We start from the raw sequence: 25,995 nt of genomic DNA, 5'->3' as shown, positions 1-25,995 counted from the left end.
TCTTCTAACATTGCTAATCCGTTAGAGGAAATGTCATTTGCGCATTATTTTGATGGTTGAAATTCATAACATAATTAAATGCCTTTTCTAAAGTTTTCTCGCCAATACCTTCATAGTTAGCTAGTGAAATCATTGAATTGACTTCTCCAGACTCAATAATATCATTTATTTTCCTTGCATATTGTGGTTGAATACCTGTTTCAATTTTTAAATTATTAGAATCAATAGATAGCCATTTTATTTTAAAATGCTCAAATAAATCATCTTTTGCATTAGGGTCATAATCGTAAATTTCAATTTCAATTGAACACTTGTCTAGATATTCATTCATTAAGACTTTTACTTTTTCAGTATCTAGTCCTCCATTGTGAGTACCAAGTAAAGGGAATGCTATTGATGTTATTTTTTTTTCTTCATAAGTATCTACGAATTTTTTTAATCCATCTTCTATCCATTCCATTTTGCTAGGATATTTCCAATGAAATTTGGTTGGAAAGTTTAATATCCATGGAGCATTTTGTTGTTTTGAATACAACCATAAAGAACCGGGTTTAATTAGTTTGTTTTTGCAATGTTCTTTATATTCTATATACATATTAGGATAACGCAGTTTATGTACCAATGCGATTCCTTTACCCATTACACCAACACAATTTACTGTGTTTACAATAGTTTGGCATTTTGTATTGAAAATATTACCTTTAATATGTTTTATAGACATAATTCAATTTCATTTTTTAGATTTAAATACATTTTCCAATATTTTGGCGAAAATTTAATTAGTTCTTCGTCTTTATCGAATACTTTTTCTCCATCCTTGTATTCAAAAAGATGTTCTAAAAATTTCAAACCACCAGCATCGGCTGTATAGGCTGCCGTGTCACATTGGTAATAAACCATGTAAAGCTTTAAAAAATCAAAAATAGATAGATTAGTTTTTTTAGATAATCCTATTAGGGATTTCTTTGTGACTTCAATTGAAAGTTTTTCTTGATAATATTCACCGAGACAATCATTTGAAACTAAGCTTAAAACTGTTTGGAGATCCTGCTGATTAAATGGCAAGTCTTTCCAAATAGACGTAATAATTTCGATAGTGTATCTAAATTGATTATCCTTATTTCCGTTTTTAAACGCCATGGGCTTTCCTATATCGTGTAATGCCAAAAACACTCTAAATAAATTCAAATTTATCTTACAATTGTTTTCTAAGAAGTATTTCTCAAATTGATTACAAACTAGTTTTGTATGATTAAGTAGTTTGTAATGCCTTACAGTCGAGTTATACATTTGAGAAATAGTAGTACTTAAATTGGATAAAGATGCAATCAAACTGTCGACTTTAAAATCTTTAAAATTGAATTCATTTACTAAGTTCAAAGATTTAGAAGTTTTGTTGGAATAAACAAACCATTCTCTTTTTGATTCATCTGTAAAAGTAACTTTGAAATCTTCGTGGTAATTATTTAAAACCAGATGAGATTTAAAAATCAATTTGTCGTTGTTGATCCGTTCGATGTCACCAGTAATAATATTGTTCGGATCGATTTTGCTTGAGGGATAGAGATTTAAGTATCCTTCTCCTTTAAATTCAGATTCTATCCTCGTTTCTGTTTCATTGTTTGTGATTCTAATTCGAGGATTTTCATTGTTGTAATAACTACTGTCAACAACAATTTTTGAGAATATTTCTCTGTTTTCATTCCCAATTAATGAAATCAACAATTTTTTATCTGTTTCTGTTGGGCAAACTATTTCAAAATTATTCAATTCGTCAAAACCTAGTTCATCTTGAATTAGAAATTCTTGTTGAGCGAAATCACGGTACCTATTATAGTCTTCTTTTGTAGAGTATTGTCCTGGAGTATAAAATAAGTCTTCAAAACCAAATTTGTCGATCATTGATTCAATTGAACCGAAAGATGTTGAAGTCGTTTGCATATTACCATTACTAATACAACATTTGTTTTTGGTTTTCAAAAGTATTTCTTGGATTGAAAAACGAAAGAAAATGGGTAAGGGACATTTTGGAAAACCCAACCCACGAGCTTTTTCGTACCACGAAACCCAAGTGTCGGAGTTGTTATTTCTATAGCCGTCATTAGTGTTTTTTCCTAAAAACTCATTATAAAACTGTGTTGGTGTATGAGGTCTAAAATAAAATCTAGAATATTCATGAGCATCACTTCTACGATGTACAACATTTCCAGCTGCATCCCCTAAAATATTTGCTTTGTTTCGACTTTGAATTTTTCTATTCTTAATTATCTGTATAGCATTATCAATGTTTGAAAAATGATAAACAGAACCTTTCCAGGGTGAATATTGTTCTGCAATTTTATTAATAAATCTTAATTTGGGAGATGCTTCAATAATTTCTTGAACATAATCTCCTAATAATTCATTAATTCGATTGTTGTTTTTCAAATGATTCCAATTCCAAAATGGTTTATACTCTTGAATCAATTCCTTGGTGAATTCAATACTCGTATTTTGAGAAAGTAAATCCCAGTTCAAGTATTCTTTAAAATTAACTAATGTTTCTTTGTTTAAGTCAATCTTTCCAGATTCACAAAGGTAAGTCCAATCCCATTTGTCAATAAAACGTAAAATTAGATCAATGTCTTTAAAATCAATAGATTTTTGTTTAGAAACATGATTCCAATCCCATTTGTCCTCAAATTTCGCTAATAATTCACGTGTTGGATTTAAGTCTGAGTGTTTTGATAAATGTTTCCAATCCAATTCAAATTTTTGGGTTAGAGTTAAGATTTCTAATGTTGGTATAAATGATTTATGCTTTGAAACGACTTTCCAGTTCCATGTTTTAGATAAAGTTTTAGATAAAAATTCTAAATAGAAAATTAATTTAGAACGATTTGATAATGAATTCCAATCCCAATCTTTATCGATTAGTTTGAAAATAGTCTCGTTTGATATCTCAACTTTCGAATTTTTGGATAAAGTAATCCAATCCCAGTTTTTTTCTTTTAGATCGACTAATAAACTACTTGATATTTCAGCTTTAGGATTTTGAGATAGCACAATCCAGTCCCAATTTTCATTTGCCTTAGCTTGAATTGTGTTAGACGATATTATTAAATTTTGTCGTTTTGAAAACGAAGCATAATCAATAGGAAATTGATTTAAAAGTTTTACTAAATAATCATCTGTATCATTTTTTCCTTTTTTCAAAAAATCACCATATTCACTCAAATAGTCCCAATCCCAATCTTGTTTTACAAAATCCCGCAAAATATTCCGATTCCAATTTAAATGAGGATTGGTAGAGAGTACTTTCCAATTCCATTTGTCTAAAAATTGATTCAAATATTTTTTAAGATTTACTAAATATCCTTTTTTATCATCTCCCCAATTGGCTTGATTGAATTGTGTTTTAATTGAATCATTATCAGAAAGTATAGTCCAATTTAATTTATACTTAAATTTATTAAGGCTGACTAAATCTGTCGGTATATGTTTATGTCCTGAAATATAATCCCAATCCCATTCAAAAGTAATATTTGTAGAAGTGGCATCGATATATTTATAGAGTATGTCAATTGGAAATACAGAAGTTAAAATCTTCCAAATTTCTTTTTTCTTTTCATCATCAAGAACAGATATACAACTCGCAATATTAGCGAGTATACCATCTTCTAGTTTTAAATCAACACTAACAGTAAAAATATTTTTTATAATAAAGTCCCAATCCCAAAAAGGTGTTCCAATTTCTAAATTATTTACAATATCAGTTTTAGATAATTTAGTAGTGGCAATGCAAATTCCAGTGATATTGACCACCCAATTCCAATTTAAAGTGAGCACCTGATTCCAATTCAAAATGACCACCTAATTCCGGAGCAAAATGACCACCCCATTTTTCATTAAAAACTACTCTTTTTCATCTGTTAATTAGTATTCAAATATACTTAAATATTAGCCTTTGTTTATCCCTCTTTTTTTTCTCATGGATTCTCCATGTAATTCGAGTCGATGAGATTGATGAATCAGTCTATCCAAAATGGCATCAGCTATGGTTTTTTCTCCAATGATGTCATACCAGCCTTGCACTGGGATTTGTGAGGTTACAATAATAGAACCGTTATTATGCCTGTCTTCAATGATCTCTAAAAGGGTAATTCGGTTACTGCTATCCAAAGCTTGGAGTCCAAAATCGTCTAATATAATAACATCTTGCCGTTCTATTTTGGCCAATTCTCTCAGGTAAGAACCATCTGCTTTGGCCATTTTTAATTTAGCAAACAGCTTCGAAGTATTAAAATAACTTACTTTAAAACCTTGGATACAGGCTTGATAACCCAATGCTGTGCCTAAATAACTTTTGCCTACACCAGTGCTTCCCGTTATTAAAATGTTTTCATTTTTTTCGACAAATTCACATTCTGCCAGACGCAGTATGGTATTTCGATCCAGATTACGGGTTTGGTCAAAATTGATACTTTCAATATTTGATTTGTAATGGAATCGGGCGTTGGTGATACTGCGGGCAATACGCCGATTGTGCCTTTCATCCCATTCGGCATCAATAAGCATCGATACAAACTGATCGAGCGTGTAATGGTCTGTTTTTCCGCTTTCAATGGCTGTTTTAAAAGCATTGTGCATGCCGTAAAGCTTCATTTGTTTCATTTTTGTTACTGTGGATTCATTCATGATTACTGTGTTTTAATTTAATTATAATACTGTTTTCCTCTTATGTTAGCGTGAATTGGAAGTTCCTGCTCAGGTTCTTGTTCAAATTCGATATGATCTAAGTTGTTTTCTAAAATATTTTGAATGGTCTTAAAATTGTAAATTTTAAAATCAAGTGCCCGCTTACAGGCATTTATTAATCGCTCTTTCCCTACCTTTTTCTCGAAGTTTAATATTCCCAAACAACTTTTATAAGCCTGTTCAGGATGGTTTCTACTTTCAATTATTTGCATAATATATTCTGCTACTGACTCGTCAATACTACTGGCCCAATCAATGAAGCGGGCAGCACTCCACTGAGCTACAAATTGATGCGTGCTAGCCATATGTTCCGGGATTGTGGTATAGATATAAGGTTTGTAATTCCTTGGATGGATGGCTATTCGATTGTATTTGTGATAGATCTCTACCGTTGATTTGGTATACAATAGTTTCGCTTTTTTCTTGACATATTGATACGGAACGCTATAGTAATTTTTGTCCTGACTTAATTGAACATGCCCATTTTGCATTACTGTTGCAAAGGATTGGTATTTGATTTCAAAACGTTCTTGTGGTAATGGACTTAGTTTTTGTTGCTCATCTTCTAAAAATAATTCTATCCGAGAGTACGGACGTCCTGTGAGTTTTCGACTGTTATGAGCATCCAATAAATCCCATATTTGCTGGTTTAATTCTTCCAGAGAAAAGAATTTAGTTTCTTTTAGATTTACATAAATCCTTCGATACAAGATCTTAACAGCTCCTTCAACCAATGATTTGTCTCGGGGTTTATAAGCCCTAGCAGGCAAGATTGTAGTTTGGTAATGTTCGGCTAAATCAGCTAAGGTTTCATTAATTGTGGGTTCAAAACGACTGCTTTTTATTACTGCAGATTTTAAATTATCGGGAACAATTGCCGCAGGAGTACCTTCAAAAAAACGCATAGCATTTTCTACCGAAGTAACAAAATCTTCTTTTTGTTGGCTCATGGAAGCTTCGGCATAGGTGTATTGACTGGCTCCTAATATGGCTACAAAAAATTGTACTTCTTTAATTTCTCCCGTGTCTTTATCAATGATGGAGAGTGTTTTTCCAGCATAATCCACATACATTTTATCACCCGCTTTGTGATTCATGTGCATCACTGGATTGACTCGTTTGCTCCATGTTTTATAATGATGTCCAAATTGCGAGCTTCGGTAACCATTAGGATTTAGGGCAATATATTGCTCCCACATGTGCTGTATGGTAACGCCAACTTTTTTTAGTTCGCGTTCCATTTTAGGAAAAAAATCATAAAGAATCTGCAGTTTGGGACTGATTGATTCCACGGTAGTGTGTGAAAACAAAAGTTCTAACTCAGCATCTGTTTTTTCGTTAATTACTTCAAAACTTAATCCTAGCACTTCAAATAAAGAAATATACTTCTTTACTGTATTTCTAGAAAGAGATAAGTACTTACTTATGAATAACTTACTTTTCCCGTTACAGTAGAATTTAATTGCTTTTCTAATTTTACTCATGTCTGTTATTTTGTTTGCCATAATCCGTATTTTTTTAACGAATGTATGGTGCTAACAACATGAAAAAGTTAGTAGTTTTTAATGTCCAATTTTAGCCCAAAATCAGGTGGTCAATTTGGACTGGAAAATGGTGGTCAGTTTGCTCCGAAACTGGTGGTCAATTTGAACTGGAATAGGGTGGTCAATTTGACTGGTTTTTCCAATTGTGTTCAATTTCTTCACTTATTAATAGTCAAGAGCCTAAAGATTTTTTGAATTTCATTAAACAAAAAGAGCTTGAAGTTAGTGGTAAAATTACTATTAATAGAAAATCTGATTTTGATTCTTTTGTTAGGAATAGAGTATCAGAAACAGGATATACTCTAGTTTTTGATGAGTCTTTGAAAAAAAATAATAAAATAACATATATCGGAAATCAAATTATTATCAATGATGTTCCTGATGAGTTAATAAACGATGCTTTTGAAGATGGGAAAACTTCTTAATAGTGCAGTTGCGGTAAAGAGGCTTATAGATTTAAAAGTATCCGATTCAATTTCCACAACAGGGTTTCTTGTAATTACCACAACTAATATAGAATATATTGAGTTGCTGCTTGATAATGAAATTGTAGAGGTATTAACTGTTGGTGAACCCGATGATATAAAAAATATTTTCAAAGAGGATATTAATGATTTTATTGGTGTTCAGGTTTATTTAGAGATAAGAATAGGACGTGTTAATTGCTATTTTGAAACAGTTAATGATTTTTTAAATGGTAATAAGTTCAAATTAAAAAGCGAGTTATTTTACATTGCTGAAAATGATTATTATTCTCACGAATCAACAGTTGTAAATGAACTAGTCAATAACTATTGTAAAAATATTGAACTTATAGATTTTTTAAATTCGTTATCTCATTCTCAACATCATATAGGTAATCAACTTAAATATTATTTTTATAGAATTTCAAATAACATTGTTGAAATTGATATAAAATACTCTGAAAACGATTTAATTTTTTTTTCTGATTTACAAGGCTTACAAGAGTTGAAAAATGAGTTTTCAGGCGCAATAAGTCATAAAGATAAAAAGGAATTATTTATTAATGAATTAGTTAATTTTATAGAAAGCAATTCAAGTGATTACTTGACAATTGTAAAAAATTGGAATACTATTTTGAGCTCTTATAATAGGAGTTACAAATTATATTTAGCTGGATTTTCATTTGAAAAAATAAAAACAGCCTCAAACGAACATTTTCAGAAATTATTAAATAGTATCTATGATTCAATAAGTAAAGTTTCAGGATATATTTTTGGAATACCAATAGGCTTTATTTTATTATTGAATTACTTCGATTATACGGGTTCATTAATATTTAAAAACATTGTAATACTAATATTGTCAATTCTTTTTTTTGTTTTGATTTGGTTTATTTTATTACGGAATATAAAAGAATCTATAGAAGCAATTGAAACTGATATTGATGACTTCATAAAACTTATTAACACAGTTCCTGTACTTAATCCGTATAAAGAAAAATTAGAAAGTCTGAAAACAGACTCTATAAAAAAACAACGAAATAAATTACTAATAGTAAAAGGAGTTACTATATCAATATTTGCCTTAACAGTTATTGTATTCTTTTTTATATTTTTTGATGTAAGTGTTTATTTGTAGAATTTTATATACAATAAAAAAGAGCTATGTTTATGGAATATATAATCAATTCAAGTACCGAGTCATCAAAAAGCAAAAAAAGGGATTAAATAAATAGGCATTTAATGGAAGTGGTTTTTTGATTTTATAATATGAGACGATTTTAATAATTCATTATAAATTACATAAATGGCGAAAAAGCTCATTACATATAAGATTGTAAATAAATCAGGGATTAAGGTAACAGCTAAACATATTGAGGTTGTAAAAAGTCATTCCATTATTGTTTTAGAAGGAACGGTTGGGGGTGATGCTCCCAAAGATTTGATACGATTATATAATTATGGTAAAGGACGAAAAAACAATCCTAAAACTTGGAAAAAATATATTGCTAAAATTGGTCACAAATGGTATCCTAATGAAAGTATCACGGAGCATTATTTAACAGTCGTAGGCAAATGTTTTGGCATAAATATTGCTAATTCTAAAGTTATAATAGCAGAAGATTATGTTAGATATTTAAGTGAACATTTTCACGATGAAGAGCAAACATTAAATCACGGAGCAAATATTTTATCACGTTTTATTAACGAAGAGAACAACGAATGGATTGATGAACTCGATAAAAATAAGGTGTTAAAGAAAGAAATTAGTATCGTTGATGTATTAAATGCTATTAAAAAAATCTTTCCAGAAGAGCATTCTGAAATATTTAACAATTTCTTCCATATGCTTTTATTTGATGCGTTAACGGGCAATAATGACCGTCATTACTATAATTGGGGAGTTATATCACACATTAAAAACCAACATAGACCCTACTTTTCTCCTATTTATGACACCGCAAGAGGGTTGTTGTGGAACCAATCTGATGAAAATGTTATATCTTTGCAAAAGGAAATAAACAATCCTAATAATAAAAAACTAAAAAATTACGTTTTACAATCAGTACCGAAAATTAGTGTACCCGATAATGTAAAATGCAATCACTTTGAATTAATTGAATTTCTTGAAAACAAAAAATATTTTAACGATGAACACAAAAGTGTTTGGACGAACCCTAAATTCCTTGATGAGGCAATACTAAAATTGAACTCCGATTTTAAACACTTGTTTATTAAGGAAAGGAAAGAAGTGATCCAATACATATTGGATTTAAGGTTTAAAGCAATAGCTGAAATATTAAATAAAAAGTAATTATGATTAGTACAATCCTAAATATATTCAACAAAAATAAGTCTAATGATTTCTCAAAAGATAATTGTATCATTGAGCATAAAGAGACTATACATCGATTTTCATTGAAATACCAAAACTCTGTTATTGGTGAGCTTTTATTTGAAAATGAAGAATGGCTTTTTGAATATTCGGTATGGTTTAAAAATCAAAACGAATTGCAACCATTGTTAGAATTTCCAATAGTCGGTAATAAATACAAAAACAAAGAATTATGGCCATTTTTCTCAAATCGTATACCATCTTTCAAACAACCAAAGATTAAGAATTACATTGAGAAACATCCATCAGAACGAACAAACACAGTTAAATTATTAGAATTGTTTGGTGAGTATTCGGTGAATAATCCATTCAAATTAGAAACAAAATAAGGTGCTGTAAAGCATCTTATTTTTATCTCTTCATATTCTCAAAACTCTCGTTTACATTAATTACAATAGAATTTTCCGGTACAAACAACACGTGCAATCAAGCGGTCTCTCTTCGGTCGTTCCCTTTGTTCCGTTCGGCTGTTCCAGTCGGTCAACCTTATATTTTCATAAGAACATTATTGCTAAATAGGCAGTATTATAAACTTAATTACGTTTAGGTTTCCCTCCATTCCACAGTCACTTCACAGCCAAAAAAAACAAGGCAGCCAAAAATAGGCAACCTTATTTTTTCTGCTGTTCGTTCCTCATCTTCACACGCTCTCTTCCTTCGTTCGGTCGGGCTGTTGCATCCACAATACCGCTTCATTACGCTACACTCCGCAGGCTACGTTTCACTACATTCCAGCAGTATCATGTCTGCAACCCTCTATTTTTTCAGCGGTTGCTCCTTCGCACAGCCATCGGGGTTAGCTCCGTTCAGTAAAAACTTCACTTTGCCCTAAATCAAGGAACGCCAAAGGCTGTCTTATATTTTTTCCCCGCCGTTTCACGCTCATATCTGCTACGTTTCGCTCCGTTCCTACGCTCAACTCTCGCATCTATGGTAGCTGTTCGATTGCCGCAACACCGCCAACTGCGCTCCTCATACATTACGCTACAATTCCGCTATCGCTCCATTTTAGCTCCATTCCTTGCGGTGCTTGGGGGTGTTTGATTGCCGCTTCCACAAGAAACATCCCAGAAAAAAAAACCACACAAGAAACATCCTGCTATAAAAAAAATAAATAAAAAGAAAGTAAAGATAAGTTCCGGTTTCAAAAAGTAAAGTTCAAGCCCTCCGGGTTTTTGAAAAAATCTCCACCCTTACATTTCCAATTCAACATTTACTTATACGATGACGACTTCATTATATAAGAACAGTTGGGTAGTATTTTTTCAAAAAAACTTGACTCCTTTTGAAACCTCCACTGATATGACGACTTTCTTTTTTTTTCTTTTTTTCTTTTAAAAATGATATGGTGCGGAGCGTAGCGACAGCATCATTTTAAATCCGAAATTATGCCAAATTTTATCGTTAAAACTCACAGAAAGGATGTTGTTTACTCAGGAAATCAAATTTACATTCTCAATAAAGGACTGAATAGTGGAAAGCCACAGAAAGAACCATTTACAAATAGTTTTGTAATTATTTTTCAAAACGAAGAAGATGCCGAAACGGTTTATTGGTTAGCTTACAGCCTTTGGAAAGCTAAATTCTGGCATCAGTCGCTTTGCGGTTCAGTAATTCCATTTTTACGTCTTCCAGAATTCAAGAAAAACTTTAATCCAAAAGTTTCTGAAATGATTTTGGATTTTGAGCTGCACCAAAAACAAGTAAACACATTGAGGCTATTAGAACTAAAAGAGCAACATTTTCAAAAGAACTTGACTTTAATAAATGAATTGAGAAAAGTAATTTTACATAGTTATTATAAAAAATAATACAAGAGTTTGTTTAACCTTTATTCCGTGCTTATTTGCACTATTTCTCACATATAAGCCCCCATTATAGATAAATTGATGCAAATAAAAAAAGCCCTCTCAAGTGAAAGGGCTTAATTTGCAACATTGCAAACTTTGCAGTCTTGCAAAATGATGGTTTTTTTAGAAAGTCTCTTGGATCTTTAAAGCATTACCAGCATTAAATAGGTAATAATTGGAACCTACCATTTGATAAAACTCAATTCCGATACTTCCCAAAACAGCAACATTTATTGTCATTGTTGGCGCACCTGTTAAGGCTGCAGTAACATCGATCGATGGGGTTACGACATCGACCGGAGTATAATCCGAATAGGCAATGTTTGACATTTCATTTAAAACAGGCTCAGCAGGTTCGTATGCTCCAGTCGTAGGATTATAAACGGTATCTGAAACAACAGACAAAGCATTGATAATTCTAAAGTGTGTTGCACCTGATGGAATGTTTAAGAAATTAAGAGGATTAAACTCTGGAATACTTAATGTACTCTCGTTTCTATCTGCAGCAGCAGTTAATGTAAATGGAGCTCTAAAAATACCATTAAACGAAATGTTACGATTAAAATCTAGTCCTTTTAAATATTGTGGTTGTTGTGAAACCAAAACAGCTCTTTGCCCTCTAGCTTCGGAACCATCTTCAATATTAATTTTCTTCATAATGGCAGTAAGTCGTCCCGTTAGTTGACTATCGGACATTTGTTTCATCAATGCAGACAAACCAACTCTTAATGATTTACCCGCATTTGCACAAGCTGCAAATTCGCTCATGTTTTCACGAGTACGAATAAAGCCTGGTGCAGTTTTTACTTGTTCCGCAGTTGGTCCACCTTTAAGACCTGCAAAATACCCTTCGTTACCTTTGATTTTGAAGTGTCTAACTTCTCCTAGTGTGCCGACATATTTAATATGCCCTTTCTGTCTTGCCATGTTATATGTTGTTTATTTATAAATTAATTATTTAAATTTACAACGTAAAACATTTATAATCAAGTTGTTAATTGATACTAATTAAGGCATTATAATGCTAAAGAAACTATGACACGAAAAATTATTCTGAAAGTAAAAAGATTTGTTGATGGGGATGGACTTATTGCAGAAGATTACTATTCAAAAAGAGAATTTGAAATAAGATTATACGGTATAGACGCGCCAGAAATGAGTTATTGCGCTAAAATTAAAAAAGATGAAAAAGAATTACATCTTCCAGCTGCACTTTTAATTAAACTCGGATATATGTCGTTTGAATTTTTAAAAAGCAATCTGATAATAGGGGAGAGTTGTACTTTAATACAAGAAGAAAACAGTCTTTCTGACAAATATGGAAGATTACTTGGGTATATCGTCCTGAATGACGGTAGAGTATTGAATGAAATAATGATAAAAGAGGGGTTTGCGAAGCCGTATAACGATGTTTTTTGTGAAATGCTTCCAATGTATCAAGAATGGAATTTACAAGCTAAAATCGACTTAAAAGGTTTATATTCTATTGTAAATAAGTTTTGATAGTATATATAATGAATGTGGGCTAAATGTGGGCTAGAAGTAAAATAAAAAACCCTAACACCTTTGTTTACAAGGGTTAGGGTAAATTTCCTGCGGAGAAAGAGGGATTCGAACCCCCGGACCTGTTACAGTCAACAGTTTTCAAGACTGCCGCATTCGACCGCTCTGCCATTTCTCCAGTGAGCGACAACCATTACCTGATTGCGAGTGCAAATATAAGAACCTTTTTTGGTTATGCAAATCTATTTTTAGAAAAAAAGCATCTATTTTTTGTACTGTTTTTTAAAGGTTTCATTTTCTATACTTTAGATGAAAAATATTTTTAAAAAAGATTTAAAAAAAACTTTAATACTTAACATATTCTGTGATTTCTAAGCCATAACCTATCATTCCAACTCTTTTTGTTTGCTCAGTATTGGATAATAAACGAATTTTTGAAATGTCTATATCATGTAAAATTTGAGCTCCAATACCAAAATCTTTATTATCCATTTTGATTTGTGGCGCTTTAAATTCTCCTTTGGCTTGCAATCCTTTCAATTCTACAATTCGATTCAGTAATTCCACTGATTGTGCTTCCTGATTGATAAATAAAACGGCACCATTACCTTGTTGATTGATGATTTCAAACATATCATCTAATTTTTTGTTAACATCGTTTGTCAATGTCCCTAAAATATCATTATTGACTAAAGTCGAATTAATTCTAGTTAATACAGATTCGCCAATATTCCAATTGCCCTTAGTTAAGGCAATATGTATTTGTTTGTTGGTAGTTTGTTGGTACGCTCTCAATCTGAAAGTCCCGTAACGCGTTTCAATATCAAAGTCTTCTTTCTTAACAATCAAACTGTCGTGTTGCATTCGATAGGCAACTAGGGCTTCAATTGAAACTAGTTTTAAATCGAATTTTTTAGCCACTTCCACCAATTGTGGAAGTCGCGCCATTGTTCCATCTTCATTCATGATTTCAACTATCACTCCTGCTGATTTAAACCCAGCTAAACGAGCAAAATCAATTGCTGCTTCAGTATGCCCAGTTCTTCTTAAAACACCTCCTTGTTTAGCAATTAACGGGAAAATATGTCCTGGTCTTGCTAAATCATGTGGTTTTGTCTCGGCATTAACGAGTGCTAAAACTGTTTTAGCTCTATCCGCTGCAGATATTCCTGTGGTCACACCATTTCCTCTTAAATCTACCGAAACTGTAAAAGCGGTTTCCATAGGATCCGTATTATTGGTCACCATTACATGTAATCCTAATTCTTTACAACGGCTTTCCGTTAATGGAGCACAAATTAATCCACGGCCATGTGTAGCCATGAAGTTGATCATTTCCGGTGTCACTTTTTCGGCTGCAGCCAAAAAATCACCTTCATTTTCACGATCTTCATCATCTACAACGATAATAATTTTTCCTTGACGGATGTCTTCTATTGCTTCTTCAATTGTGTTAAGTTGTATTTTATTTAAGTCCATTTAGGGTTTAGTTTTGTGTTGGGAATAATTTTTTAATTACTTTTTGGAAGGGTGCTAATATAACATCCATATTTATTAATCCAATATCGTTTGTAGCTCTGTAAGTCAGTAAAACAGCTAATGGTGCTAAGATAAATGATGATAACCAAGCTCCCATAAATGGAGTCATTCCGTTTTCTTGAGCAATCCTTTTTCCAAAAGTATTTATGAAGTGAAAAGTAATAAATATCAACACGGCAAAAACTATTGGAAGTCCTAATCCGCCTTTTCTGATAATTGCTCCCAATGGCGCTCCTATAAAAAACATAAGAAAGCAGGCGAATACAATTACAAATTTATCGTAGAAAGCTAGTAAATGTCTGTTTATGTTTTTTTGCTTATTGAACAATTCAGTTCTGGAAGAATCAATAGCGTAGGAAATACTGGTTACATTACTACTCGCGATTTTTAAAATATCTGATTTTTGTTGGTTTGTGTACAACGACAAAATATCATTTGGAAGCGGTTCTCTTTTCTTAGCCTTAGCAGCAACCATTTTCTTTTTCGCGGGAAATCCAATTCGGGAATTACTGTTTTCTGTAAACGAAATGATATCCGTTTTCATGTTCTTATTCAATGAATCTAAAGTGTAATTGAGTTCATTAACGGTAAGCATCGTATTGGTATTAGCGACCGATTCGTCATTTACGTCAACTTTATTTAGTTCTGACAAATCAATATTAATGATTTGCTTTTTAAAGGAACTTTTTACGAAAGGCATTTTACTGCGATCTTCGTATTTTTTAGGTACTATATCTTCGTAATAATAGCCATTATTGAGCACTAATTGAAGAATACTGGATGCTTCACTACTGATTAATTCTCCGTCTTTTGCTTTGATAACTGTTTTACTTCCGTCACCAATCTTTGATTTTTTGTGAATGGTTATTCCAGTAAGCGTATTGCCTTCCTTACCGCTTTTTTTGTTGACTTTAATATTGTAAAAGCCCACATCATTAAACTGTCCTTCGGCTATAGCCAATGCCGGTTTAACTTGTGCAATATTTTTTCTGAAATTGATAAACTTGTATTCGGCATACGGAATCACATTATTCGAAAAGAAAAAAGCAACAATACTCAATAATATTATAAATACCGTTAAACTTCTCATAGCTCGTTGCAGCGAAATTCCAGAAGACTTCATCGCTGCAAATTCATAATTCTCAGCTAAGTTTCCAAAAGTCATTATCGAGGATAATAGTATCGAAAGTGGTAAAACTAATGGTACAATTCTAGGCATAGAAAAGGCCAGGAATTTTATAATCATTAATAGATCTAAATCTTTCCCGGCCAATTCGGATATGAATAACCAAACGGTTTGAAGTATAAATATAAAAAATAGGATTACAAATACCGTAGTAAATGTAGTCAAAAAGGTTTTTAATAAGTATTTGTCAAGAATTTTCACCTAGTGCATTAATCTAATTTGTTGATGTAGTAATTTGGATATTTACTTCCCGCAAATGTAAATTGATTTTTTGACAAAGGTTGGTTGGTTTTGAAAGAATTAACTGTTAATGTTGTTTTTGTTCCTTTTTTACCTACCTCTATCAAATTATAGATGTGTTTCGTTTGAACATCAATCCCTAATAACACCTCTTTTCTTTGGTCTTTAGCATTTAAAGGAACTAATTTGATATATTGAATTTTTCTGCCTTTTACATTTTGCAAAATATCCATATTGTATTTATAACCGGTATTGAAAAAAGTCAACATTTTAGAAGGTGTAATGGCATTATCGTCTTTCTCGTTAACTGCAGAAATCGTAATTTCTTCATCCTCAGGAACGATTGTGTACGTTTTTTTTCCATCAAAAATTTTAGTAACTCCCATGAAATTCAAAACATATTGATTGCCTTTCATCGTCACATTTCCTTTACTGTCCTGATTAATGTTTTCTTTTGCATTATTTAAGGAGTATTTAAAATCAATGGCAATATTATTATAACTTTTAACCTTGGCGGTAACTTGATCTAAAAGGTCTTTTGCTTTTTTGTCTTGTGCCTGAATCGAAAAAGTAAACAGAAACATTGCTGTTAATAAAAATAGTTTTTTACCAATGCTATTTCCACTACTTTTTTTAGAATCTTGAATTTTTAATTTCATCGTATTATTTGTTTTGTTCATTGTTGAAAAATTGATCAAGAGAACTCATATCCAGAATGTTTACGCTTCGTGCTTTACTTCCTTCAAAAGGGCCTACAATTCCGGCAGCTTCGAGTTGATCGATTAATCGACCTGCTCTGTTGTAGCCTAATTTAAGTTTTCTTTGTAATAATGAGGCTGATCCTTGTTGTGCATTCACTATTATTTCGGCGGCTTCTCTAAACAAAGTATCTCTGTCGGAAATATCCATATCAAGATTAATGCCACTTTCCTCCCCAACGAACTCAGGAAGTAAATAAGCAGTAGCATATGCTTTTTGAGAACCAATAAAATCAGTAATTTTTTCTACTTCTGGCGTATCTATAAAAGCACATTGTACTCGCACGACATCATTTCCATTAGTATAAAGCATATCACCACGACCAATCAATTGATCCGCTCCTTGAGTATCTAAAATGGTTCTGGAATCAATTTTTGAGGTCACTCTAAAAGCTATCCTCGCAGGGAAATTGGCTTTTATCAAACCTGTAATTACATTTACTGAAGGTCTCTGTGTCGCTATTATTAAGTGAATTCCAATGGCTCGCGCGAGTTGAGCTAAACGGGCTATAGGAACTTCGACTTCTTTCCCAGCGGTCATAATCAAATCGGCAAACTCATCGACAACAAGAACGATGTAAGGTAAAAATCGGTGTCCGTTTTCAGGATTCAATTTCCGAGCCTTAAATTTATCGTTGTATTCTTTTATGTTACGAACCATAGCATCTTTCAATAACGAATAACGGTTGTCCATTTCTACACAAAGCGAATTCAACGTATTCACCACTTTTGCATTGTCCGTAATGATAGCATCATCCATATCTGGAAGTTTCGCTAAATAATGTCTTTCTATTTTATTAAATAGGGTCAACTCAACTTTTTTAGGGTCTACCAAAACAAACTTTACTTCAGCTGGATGTTTTTTGTACAAAAGAGAAGTCAATACGGCATTCAAACCAACAGATTTTCCTTGTCCGGTAGCTCCCGCCATCAATAAGTGAGGCATTTTAGCTAAATCCACGACAAATGTTTCGTTCGAAATTGTTTTTCCAAGAGCGATTGGTAATTCCATTTCGGCTTCTTGAAATTTGGCAGAACCAATAACGCTTTTCATCGAAACCATCGTTGGATTCTTATTCGGAACCTCGATTCCTATCGTTCCTTTTCCTGGAATAGGAGCAATGATACGAATTCCTAATGCCGAAAGTGATAAGGCGATATCATCTTCTAAACTCTTGATTTTTGAAATACGAATTCCCGCTTCCGGAACAATTTCATATAGCGTAACAGATGGTCCAACGGTTGCTTTTATTTGTGCAATTTCTATTTTGTAATTGCGAAGCGTATCTACAATTCGGTTTTTATTTTCTTCTAATTCTTCTTGGTTGATAGTAATTCCACCAGTCGAATATTCTTTTAATAAATCAATTGTAGGGAATTTATAATTGGATAAATCCAAAGTTGGATCAAATAATCCAAAATCAGCCACCAATCGTGAAGCTAAATTTTCTTCGATAATATCTTCTTCCGGAGCAGTTTCTATGACAAAAGATTCGTCAGCATTCGAAATAACTTCTGGAGCTACCATTGGCGTAACTTCCATTGCAAGCGGTTTTGCAATTGGATCTCTGTTAATATCTGACGAATTACTGATGGTAGGTTTCAGTGCTTCTTTATTAATTTCGAATTGCGAACCATTCTTTTTTAAATGGATGTCATCAATCTCTTCTTCTACAACTGCAAATTCTTCTAGGTTATAACCACTTTTGCCATTATTAAGCGGATTGGTGATTGAAACCGCTTTTATTTCTTTTTTGGTAGTGTCAAAAAAGGACTGAATACTTTCAGGGGAAAGTTTGATTTTAAAAATCACGTAGATTATTAATCCGAAGAATAAAATCAACAAAGTTCCTGGTTTTCCAATATAATCTTGTAGGAATAAATTTAATTCATACCCAATTGTCCCACCTAATTCTGGAGCTGAAGTAGCAAAGAACCCAAATAAAACAGACAAAATAATAATTACGAATAAATCCCAAAACCATATGTTTTTTAATTTCCTTGCCGGAATTCCAAGTACTAAATAAATCCCTGAAAGGAAAAACAAACGTACAAATATAAATGCAGCAATTCCAAAACCTCTATAAACAAGTAAATCAGCTAAGAAGGCGCCAAATTTCCCAAGCCAATTCTGAACGGTTTCTGAACGATTTGTTAATTCCTGAACAGCACTTTGGTCTTGTTGTCCGTAAATGAAAAAGGACACAAAGGCAAACAATAAAGCAATAGAAAATAAAACCAAAAGCGAACCTAAAACAATTTTGTGCTGTTTGGTTAGCTGTAATGGAGTTTTATCAACTGATTTAGTATCGTTTTTTTTATTTAAAGGGGCTGTTTTTGTTGTTTTTGCCATTCTTAATTTTAAATAATACCTAAAGAAATAAAGGCACATATATGATTAGACCAATTGCTATTGCTGTCAAAGCAGCAAAAAATACCGCTCCTGCAGCAATATCTTTGATGAATCCAATTCTTTCATGGTAATTTGGATGAATAAAATCGGCTATTTTTTCAACAGCGGTATTTAAACCTTCGATGCTCATCACTAAGCCGATAGCTAAAGTCTGAAAAAGCCATTCTGTTTTAGAAATACCAAAATAAAATCCAGCAATGCACATCAAAATCCCAATGGAAAATTGAACCATAATACTGTGCTCCGTCGAGATTAATTTCAAAGCGCCCTTAAATGCATAAGAGACGCTTTTTAATCTTCCGGTAAAGAAAGTATTGTCTTTTTGAAACTCCATCAAGTTGTGATTATAGTACTGCTAATGCAGCTTCGTAGTTTGGTTCATCTGCAATTTCAGCAACTTGTTCAGTGTGAGTGATTATTCCGTTTTCGTCAACAACAATAACAACTCTTGAATGTAATCCAGCCAACGGTCCGTCAGTAATTTCTAAACCATTTGCTTTACCAAAACTTCCTTCTGGAAAATCAGATAAATTTACTACATTTTCAAGTCCTTCCGCTCCACAAAAACGTTTTTGCGCAAAAGGTAAATCTCTTGAAACGCATAAAACTGTTGTATTTTCTAAAGTACTGGCACTTTCGTTAAATTTACGAACAGATGCTGCACAAGTCCCCGTGTCAATACTTGGAAAGATATTTAAAACTAATTTTTTACCTGCAAAATCACTTAGTGAAGCTACAGAAAGATCTGTTTTAACTAATTTAAAGTCAGCAAGTTTAGTGCCTACTTTTGGTAATTCTCCTGATGTGTGAATCGGATTTCCTCCTAATGTTATTGAAGCCATAATGTTTGTTTTTTTGTGAGGTTCAAAAGTATGAAAATTATTTAAGAATAAGCCCTCAAATGTCTCGATAAGTTTAGCGTTTTGGTTCAATTTTTAAACTCGATGGCCTCAATATGTTTTGCATTTTGCATAAAAAAAAACGCCCTCGTTGCGGAGTGCGTTTTTGAAATACAGAATTAAAAATTCTTTTTATTTGTCAATAGAACCCAAAACACGTTTCATAAAACTGTTTAAAGCTTCTTTTTTGTCTGTTCCGGTTTTTACCAATTTATTGACTTCTAAAGCGCCATACATATTAGAAATTAATTCCCCAATAACATCTAATTCTTCATCTTTCAATGATGAAATTTCAGTCATTGCTTCCAGAACTTCGATTGTTTCTATGATGTAATCTTCATCATTTTCTTCTATAAACTGCGTTAAATGCTTAATTACGGGTAACTTCATTTTATTTTTTAAGTTTAAAGTTTAATGTTTTTAAAGGTTTAAGGATTTGAACTGCTGTTGCATTAAACTTACTTATAAAGTCAGGCAGCTTTAAACTTTAAACTAAGAAATCATTAAACTATTTCGTTCACTAATTCAATTAACACTTCTTGTTTATTGGTTTGTGTTTCGTTCACCAGTTTTCCATTTACAAAAGTGGCAAAAGTTGGTAAATTACTAACATTTGCTAATTTTCTGGATTCTGGGAAATTTTCAGCATCAACAAGAGCAAAAGTGATTGTTTCGTTTTCTGAAGCTAATTTTTTGAATTTTGGCTTCATAATTCGGCAATTTCCGCACCATGATGCCGAAAATTGAACGACTACTTTTTCGTCTTTTGCAATTAAATCCTGTAATGTATCTTCGGTTAATTCGATTAACATATTTTTTAAATTTAAAAATGCAATTGCAATAACAATAATCAATATTATGAATTGAAATTTGGTATTGCAATTGACATTGTTATTGAATTAGTTTAAAGTCAAGTATTCAGCGGTACTGATTCTGTCAGCGCTCATCGCTTCTTTTCCAGCTTCCCAGTTTGCAGGACAAACTTCTCCTTTTTCCTGAATGTGCGTGTAAGCATCAACCATACGTAAAAACTCGTTTACGTTACGACCAAGTGGCATATCATTTACACTTTCATGGAAAATTTTTCCAGTTTCATCAATTAGGTAAGTCGCTCTAAAAGTTACATTAGAACCTTCAACAATTACAGAATCAGTTTCTTCAGAATATTCAGTTGAATCAATATCAAGAATTCCTAAGATGTTAGATAAGTTTCTGTTAGTATCAGCAAGAATTGGGTAAGTAACACCTTCAATTCCACCGTTGTTTTTTGGAGTATTCAACCAAGCAAAGTGTACTTCGTTAGTATCACAAGATGCACCTATGACAATTGTATTTCTTTTTTCAAATTCCGGTAAAGCAGCTTGAAAAGCGTGCAATTCAGTTGGGCAAACGAATGTAAAATCTTTTGGGTACCAAAACAAAAGTACTTTCTTGTTGTTATTAACTGCTTCTTCGAAAATGTTGATTTTTAAATTATCACCCATTTCAGAAATAGCGTCTACTGCAATACTTGGAAATTTTTTACCTACTAATGACATTTTATTTACTTTTTTAGTTATTTATTTTGATGGTGCAAAAGTAGTCTATACAATAGGTTGGAAGCAATAAGATTTGATTATAAATAGTTATTAAAGAATAGTTATTTGTTATGTGTGCTATTTTAAACTTTTTGAGAAATAATTATTGAATACTAACCATCACTGGCAGAGTTCCTTTGCAATCCACATTTTCCAGAAGTTGTTCCGCAGCGGTTTCTTGAAATTCTGAAAAATCTTGATACATTTCTATAATTCCCAATGCATGTTCCAGATTTGGAATAATTTGTAGTGCATACGGATTTCCAAAAACATACAAAACACATTTTTTGGTGGCCAATACGTTGCCTAAAAATTGAAGTACAGATTCTTCAATATCAAAATTATTCAAAGGTTTTGCCTTTGGAACAAATAAAGATATGACTAGCGTATCAAATTTACCCAGGTTTTTTTCTAATTCATTCAAAACGGATTCACCACCTGTTTGATAACTAAATTCTGGTGAAGGCAAAGCATGAGTCAGGCTTTTAAAAAACACATTATCAGTGTTTTTGTAAATACTGATTTTAGCAAGATCTTCTCTGTTTTTTGCATCAAAAACGGTCACTGTATTGTGATTGTCTTTAATTTTTGTAATGCAGTTTTGAGCAATTTTCAGATTTAATTTCGAAGTAGTTTCAAAATCAAAATCACTTTTGGAAAGGTTTGGCAAACGCAGATTTCCGTCTGTGATTCCTGCTTTTTGTTTGCATTTCCAGATGCGTTGAAAACTAGCTTCAATTCGCTCAGGAGATGCATTTTTTAAGATTTCTTGAATTCCTTCGGGAACGTTTTCGGCAAAGCATAACACATCATTTCCAGCATTAAAAGCTTCCCATTCCAGAAGGCCTTTTTGATCGTATAATTTAGAAACACTATGCATGTTAAGCGCATCAGAAATTACTAAGCCATTATAACCTAATTGCTTTCGCAAAAGTGTTTCAATCACGGATTTTGATAATGTTGCCGAAGTATCTTTTCCGTCATTCAAAGCAGGAACAGCCAAATGACCAATCATAATCGAATCCACATTATGTTCGATTCCTTTTAAAAATGGAACTAATTCATTGGCTAATAATTCTTTAAGAGTTTCTTTTAAAACGGGTAATCCTAAATGCGAATCTACATTCGTATTTCCATGTCCGGGAAAATGTTTCAGACAGCCCAAAATCCCGACATCATTCATTCCTCTTAGATATTCCAAAGCAAAATCACTTACTTTTTCTTTGTTTTGACCAAAAGAACGGTAGCCAATTACAGGATTATTCGGATTGTTATTGATATCCGCTAACGGCGCTAAATTATAATGAATCCCAACTGATTTTAAGTCTAAACCGATTTGTTTCCCAACTTCGTAAACTAAGTTTTTTTGATTGTTCGGCAAAGCGCCAAGTGTTATTGCATAAGGATATTGTGGCGTTTTTTCAACGCGCATGGCTAATCCCCATTCGGCATCAATACTCATTAATAATGGTGTCGTAGCGCAATTTTGATATCGGATTATGAGTTCCTTTAAACGCTGAAAACTATCATCATTCAGGACTATTTTTTTCTTCGTTTCATAGTTCGTTGCTGCACTGGCTCGACTGTGAAAAAAAGTTAATCCGCCTATATTGTGTTCTTTGATTAATCGTTCGGTAGCCTGAATATTTTCTTCGGTATCATTGATAAAAACGGCAGGAAAGAAAAATTGTCCTATTTTTTGTTTTAATGTCATTTTGAAATGGATATGGTAATAATTTTCAAGAAATAAGTCATGTAAGTCAAACTATACAGAATAAATAATTACATAAAAGTGGTTGCAAAAAAACAATTATTTTAAGAAAGTCTTACTTACTTATATAAACTTATATGACTTATATCTTAAAAAAAAGCTAGTTTGTTTATTCTTGTTCAGATTTCTTCCCGAATTCGGCTGGGAAAATCAAAAAGCGCGATAAAATTAGTCCCGGAATCGTTGCTAGAAATACCCAAATAAAGAAATTTCCATAGCCTAGATATTCCTGGATATATCCGCTCAACATTCCCGGAAGCATCATTCCTAAAGCCATAAATCCGGTTGCGATAGAGTAGTGGGACGTTTTTGATTCACCATCAGCGACATAGATTAAATACATCATGAAAGCGGCAAAACCAAATCCGTAACCAAATTGTTCTGCAATAACGGTTGCATAAACATACAAAACGGAACCAGGATGAAAATGTGAAAGTAGTATGAACCCAATTATAGGTAAGTGCATGGCCAAAATCATGGGCAACATCCATTTTCCTAATCCGTCTCGTGAAATTACGATTCCGCCCAAAATTCCACCAACAGTAAGTGCAATCACGCCAAAAGTGCCGTAAATGACACCGACATCTTGAGTAGTTAAGCCCATTCCGCCTGCGGTCACAGGATCGATTAAAAAAGGAGTTAGCATTTTTAATAATTGGGATTCGCCTAATCTGAATAATAGAATGAAAGCTAGTGCTAAACCTATTTGTTTCTTTTGAAAAAAAGTAGCGAAAACAGCAGCAAAACTTTTATTTGCAACTGATTCCGTTTTGGTTTCTACGATTTTTGCTTCTGTTTTTGGAGTCGAAAAATAATTATAAACTGTAATTACGGTCATAATTACACCCACAACTACCATTGTATAAGACCAAGCTTTTTGCTTGTCGCCATATTCTTGTTCTAAATAACCAGCAATAAACACCATTAATCCATTTCCGGTAAGCATCGAAAGTCGGTAAAAAGTACTGCGGATTCCCAAGAAAAAGGATTGTTGGTCTTTTTCTAAAGCCAACATGTAAAATCCATCACTGGCCACATCATTTGAAGCTGATGCAAAAGCAGCAACCCAAAAAACAGCTAAACTGATAACGAAAAAATTACTCAAAGGAATTGTTAAACCCACAATCAAAAAAGCGAGGGAAATTAGCAATTGCATACTCAAAAACCATTTTCTTTTAGTGGAATAGAGATCAATAAACGGGCTCCACAACGGCTTAATCACCCAAGGTAAATAGAGTAAACTGGTATAAATTCCAATGTCTTCATTATTAATTCCGAGGTTTTTGTACATGATCACCGAAACCGAAATAATGATGGCGTAAGGCAAGCCGGAAGCAAAGTTTAAAACGGGAATCCAATACCAAGGTCTATTGTCTGTTTTCATGTAAGGCAAATTATAATCAATTAAATTTTATAGCGTAAAGTTCACTAAAGTTGGGTCACTTTCATTACCATAAAAATCAATGAATGTAATCGCGCAGGTGGTATTTTTGTCTAATTTATAGGATGGAATCACGACTTCAACCGTATCACTATCGTCTTTAAATGCAATTTTGTCAATAATTTGGCTTGGATCATTTACATTAATTTCCGAATTGAATTTGGCGCCATAAACCATAACATAACGCACTTTGCTATACATTGGATAGGTTACATTAAATCGTGATGCAATTGGATCTATCAAAATGTTATTTGCAGTGGGAACTATAGCCATTTTTTTTACGGAACCGGGAACTACTGCAGGAAGAGCAGGATATTTATACTGGTTTTCTGTTAGTAATTTAGTCACACTTTGATTTTTATTCAAAAATGATTTAGCACTAAAAAACGCATTTCCCTGAACGTTCTTGTAGGATCTGGTGATATCAATTTGATTTGGAATTTCTTGTGGATTATTCCATCTTTTATCAGAATCCGCATTGATTTTATAGGTTCCATTTCCAATGTAGATTGCGGTATTCGTTGAATTTTCAGACCACCAACGCAATAATTTTGAATAAGAAGCCTTCGGATGATCCATACTCCAATACAATTGAGGAACTAAATAATCAATCCATTTGTTCTCCATCCACGCTAACGGATCAGCGAATAGATCATCATAATTTGTTTGTCCCGCTTCCGTTTCAGAACCTCTGGGATCCACTGATTTATTTCTCCATACTCCAAATGGGCTGATTCCAAATTGTACCCATGGTTTAATATTTTTTATCGAAAGGGAAACACATCGTACAAAATTATTCACATTTGAACGTCTCCAATCTTCAATACTTAGTCCATTTCCATATTTTTTGTACGAAGCAGTATCATTAAATAATTCTCCTTTTATTCTGTATGGATAAAAATAATCATCAAAATGTATCGCATCGATATCGTATTTTTCCACAACTTCCTCTACAATAGCCAATAAATGGTTCTGAACTTCGGGCAATGCCGGATTGTAATAATATTTTCCACCGTATTTAATCATCCAATCTGGATGCTTGAAAAAATCATGATTTGGACTCAAAAGCGAAGTATTATAATCCATCGTAGCTCTGTATGGATTCATCCAAGCATGAAACTCAAAACCTCTGGCATGCGTTTCAGCAATCATCCACGCTAATGTATCATAGTAAGGTTTTGGTTCCTGACCTTCTTTTCCTGTCAAAAAACGGGACCATGGTGCTAATTGGGTTGGATAAAAAGCATCCCCAACACTTCTGATTTGGACAATTACAGCGTTATAATTTAGTTTTTTATAAGCGTCTAAAATTTCAATATAATCCGCTTTTTGTTTGGCAACATTATCAGTACTCATTTTCGGCCAGTCAATATTTACTACGGTAGCAATCCATACGGCTCTAAATTCATTTTTTGGATTTGTAGCCAATGCTTGTGCGTTAGCATTCCAAAAAGAAAATATAAGGAACGAAATAAGCAAAAGTTTATGCTTGAAATTTTTCATTAGAATATTGTTTATTAAGTAATCAAAAATAGTTTTTTTAGTGAAATTTACCAGTTAAAATGGTTTTAAAATTTGACTTATTTTAACAGCTCAATTTCTTTGCCAATTTTTTGTATTTGCATTCAAAAACATATTAGACGTAAGTTTTATATCACTTGAGGTATTCCTAAAATAA

General features: G+C 32.6%; 23 protein-coding genes and 1 tRNA gene. 6 read left to right on the top strand and 18 right to left on the bottom strand.

Annotated elements, in window-relative coordinates; genetic code table 11:
* Positions 1 to 13: 13 nt before the first annotated feature.
* From G7A72_RS03575 to istA, 4 genes are all read right to left on the bottom strand, one after another.
* Positions 14 to 721 carry a macro domain-containing protein gene (locus tag G7A72_RS03575; protein WP_241258570.1) on the bottom strand — a complete coding sequence of 236 codons (708 nt, stop codon included), beginning with the start codon at positions 719 to 721 and terminating at the stop codon, positions 14 to 16.
* Positions 712 to 3,804 (bottom strand): DarT ssDNA thymidine ADP-ribosyltransferase family protein, encoded by a 3,093-nt coding sequence (locus tag G7A72_RS03570; protein WP_165151456.1) that lies wholly within the window; start codon positions 3,802 to 3,804, stop codon positions 712 to 714. The genes G7A72_RS03575 and G7A72_RS03570 overlap by 10 nt, the downstream gene beginning before the upstream one ends.
* 135 nt (positions 3,805 to 3,939) lie before the next feature.
* Positions 3,940 to 4,677, bottom strand: a complete 738-nt coding sequence (istB, locus tag G7A72_RS03565) for an IS21-like element helper ATPase IstB (protein WP_113667236.1) — start codon at positions 4,675 to 4,677, stop codon at positions 3,940 to 3,942.
* 17 nt (positions 4,678 to 4,694) lie between these two features.
* Positions 4,695 to 6,242: an IS21 family transposase gene (istA, locus tag G7A72_RS03560; RefSeq protein WP_165151421.1), complete on the bottom strand. Its 1,548-nt coding sequence runs from the start codon at positions 6,240 to 6,242 to the stop codon at positions 4,695 to 4,697.
* 230 nt (positions 6,243 to 6,472) lie between these two features.
* Between istA and G7A72_RS03555 the strand changes: the two genes are divergently transcribed.
* The 5 genes from G7A72_RS03555 to G7A72_RS03535 all read left to right on the top strand — a co-directional run bounded on the left by G7A72_RS03555 (position 6,473) and on the right by G7A72_RS03535 (position 10,951).
* On the top strand, positions 6,473 to 6,706 hold the full coding sequence (locus tag G7A72_RS03555) for a hypothetical protein (RefSeq protein WP_165151455.1): 234 nt from the start codon (positions 6,473 to 6,475) through the stop codon (positions 6,704 to 6,706).
* On the top strand, positions 6,690 to 7,883 hold the full coding sequence (locus G7A72_RS03550) for a hypothetical protein (protein WP_165151454.1): 1,194 nt from the start codon (positions 6,690 to 6,692) through the stop codon (positions 7,881 to 7,883). The genes G7A72_RS03555 and G7A72_RS03550 overlap by 17 nt, the downstream gene beginning before the upstream one ends.
* 168 nt (positions 7,884 to 8,051) lie before the next feature.
* Positions 8,052 to 9,059: a HipA domain-containing protein gene (locus tag G7A72_RS03545; protein WP_165151453.1), complete on the top strand. Its 1,008-nt coding sequence runs from the start codon at positions 8,052 to 8,054 to the stop codon at positions 9,057 to 9,059.
* Between the two features lie 2 nt (positions 9,060 to 9,061).
* Positions 9,062 to 9,469, top strand: coding sequence for a HipA N-terminal domain-containing protein (locus G7A72_RS03540; RefSeq protein ID WP_165151452.1), 408 nt, complete (start codon positions 9,062 to 9,064; stop codon positions 9,467 to 9,469).
* A 1,059-nt stretch (positions 9,470 to 10,528) separates the two neighbouring features.
* The gene (locus G7A72_RS03535; RefSeq protein ID WP_165151451.1) at positions 10,529 to 10,951 is read left to right on the top strand and encodes a hypothetical protein; all 423 of its coding nucleotides are present in this window, start codon (positions 10,529 to 10,531) and stop codon (positions 10,949 to 10,951) included.
* Positions 10,952 to 11,113: 162 nt separating this feature from the next.
* On the opposite strand, the gene G7A72_RS03530 is transcribed toward G7A72_RS03535, so the two are convergent.
* Positions 11,114 to 11,917: a hypothetical protein gene (locus tag G7A72_RS03530; RefSeq protein ID WP_165151450.1), complete on the bottom strand. Its 804-nt coding sequence runs from the start codon at positions 11,915 to 11,917 to the stop codon at positions 11,114 to 11,116.
* A 108-nt stretch (positions 11,918 to 12,025) separates the two neighbouring features.
* On the opposite strand from G7A72_RS03530, the gene G7A72_RS03525 reads away from it, so the two are divergent.
* On the top strand, positions 12,026 to 12,493 hold the full coding sequence (locus G7A72_RS03525; RefSeq protein ID WP_165151449.1) for a thermonuclease family protein: 468 nt from the start codon (positions 12,026 to 12,028) through the stop codon (positions 12,491 to 12,493).
* Between the two features lie 93 nt (positions 12,494 to 12,586).
* Here the strand turns inward: G7A72_RS03525 and G7A72_RS03520 are convergent.
* The 13 genes from G7A72_RS03520 to G7A72_RS03460 all read right to left on the bottom strand — a co-directional run bounded on the left by G7A72_RS03520 (position 12,587) and on the right by G7A72_RS03460 (position 25,820).
* A tRNA-Ser gene (locus tag G7A72_RS03520) sits at positions 12,587 to 12,671 on the bottom strand.
* A 167-nt stretch (positions 12,672 to 12,838) separates the two neighbouring features.
* Positions 12,839 to 13,972, bottom strand: a complete 1,134-nt coding sequence (gene ribB / locus G7A72_RS03515; RefSeq protein WP_113665512.1) for a 3,4-dihydroxy-2-butanone-4-phosphate synthase — start codon at positions 13,970 to 13,972, stop codon at positions 12,839 to 12,841.
* 7 nt (positions 13,973 to 13,979) lie between these two features.
* Positions 13,980 to 15,419, bottom strand: coding sequence for an LptF/LptG family permease (locus G7A72_RS03510; RefSeq protein ID WP_165151448.1), 1,440 nt, complete (start codon positions 15,417 to 15,419; stop codon positions 13,980 to 13,982).
* A gap of 8 nt (positions 15,420 to 15,427) precedes the next feature.
* Positions 15,428 to 16,042, bottom strand: a complete 615-nt coding sequence (locus G7A72_RS03505) for an outer membrane lipoprotein carrier protein LolA (protein WP_371807565.1) — start codon at positions 16,040 to 16,042, stop codon at positions 15,428 to 15,430.
* A gap of 79 nt (positions 16,043 to 16,121) precedes the next feature.
* On the bottom strand, positions 16,122 to 18,569 hold the full coding sequence (locus G7A72_RS03500; RefSeq protein WP_113665515.1) for a DNA translocase FtsK: 2,448 nt from the start codon (positions 18,567 to 18,569) through the stop codon (positions 16,122 to 16,124).
* 19 nt (positions 18,570 to 18,588) lie between these two features.
* Positions 18,589 to 18,963: a diacylglycerol kinase family protein gene (locus G7A72_RS03495; RefSeq protein WP_113665516.1), complete on the bottom strand. Its 375-nt coding sequence runs from the start codon at positions 18,961 to 18,963 to the stop codon at positions 18,589 to 18,591.
* A 10-nt stretch (positions 18,964 to 18,973) separates the two neighbouring features.
* Positions 18,974 to 19,471 (bottom strand): thiol peroxidase, encoded by a 498-nt coding sequence (gene tpx, locus G7A72_RS03490; RefSeq protein WP_165151447.1) that lies wholly within the window; start codon positions 19,469 to 19,471, stop codon positions 18,974 to 18,976.
* Positions 19,472 to 19,660: 189 nt separating this feature from the next.
* Positions 19,661 to 19,918, bottom strand: coding sequence for a hypothetical protein (locus tag G7A72_RS03485; protein WP_113637306.1), 258 nt, complete (start codon positions 19,916 to 19,918; stop codon positions 19,661 to 19,663).
* Between the two features lie 113 nt (positions 19,919 to 20,031).
* Complete coding sequence (locus G7A72_RS03480; RefSeq protein WP_091172170.1) at positions 20,032 to 20,340, bottom strand: co-chaperone YbbN; 309 nt, start codon at positions 20,338 to 20,340, stop codon at positions 20,032 to 20,034.
* 87 nt (positions 20,341 to 20,427) lie between these two features.
* Positions 20,428 to 21,066, bottom strand: a complete 639-nt coding sequence (locus G7A72_RS03475; RefSeq protein WP_113665518.1) for a peroxiredoxin — start codon at positions 21,064 to 21,066, stop codon at positions 20,428 to 20,430.
* A gap of 142 nt (positions 21,067 to 21,208) precedes the next feature.
* The gene (locus G7A72_RS03470; RefSeq protein WP_165151446.1) at positions 21,209 to 22,819 is read right to left on the bottom strand and encodes a glycoside hydrolase family 3 protein; all 1,611 of its coding nucleotides are present in this window, start codon (positions 22,817 to 22,819) and stop codon (positions 21,209 to 21,211) included.
* 166 nt (positions 22,820 to 22,985) lie between these two features.
* Positions 22,986 to 24,260 (bottom strand): AmpG family muropeptide MFS transporter, encoded by a 1,275-nt coding sequence (locus tag G7A72_RS03465; protein ID WP_165151445.1) that lies wholly within the window; start codon positions 24,258 to 24,260, stop codon positions 22,986 to 22,988.
* Between the two features lie 27 nt (positions 24,261 to 24,287).
* Positions 24,288 to 25,820 (bottom strand): glycoside hydrolase family 10 protein, encoded by a 1,533-nt coding sequence (locus G7A72_RS03460; protein ID WP_165151444.1) that lies wholly within the window; start codon positions 25,818 to 25,820, stop codon positions 24,288 to 24,290.
* Between the last annotated feature and the right edge of the window lie 175 nt (positions 25,821 to 25,995).

The sequence above is a fragment of the Flavobacterium sp. Sr18 genome (assembly GCF_011064265.1).
GTDB classification, from domain to species: domain Bacteria; phylum Bacteroidota; class Bacteroidia; order Flavobacteriales; family Flavobacteriaceae; genus Flavobacterium; species Flavobacterium petrolei.
This window is presented reverse-complemented; position numbering and strand designations above follow the sequence as displayed.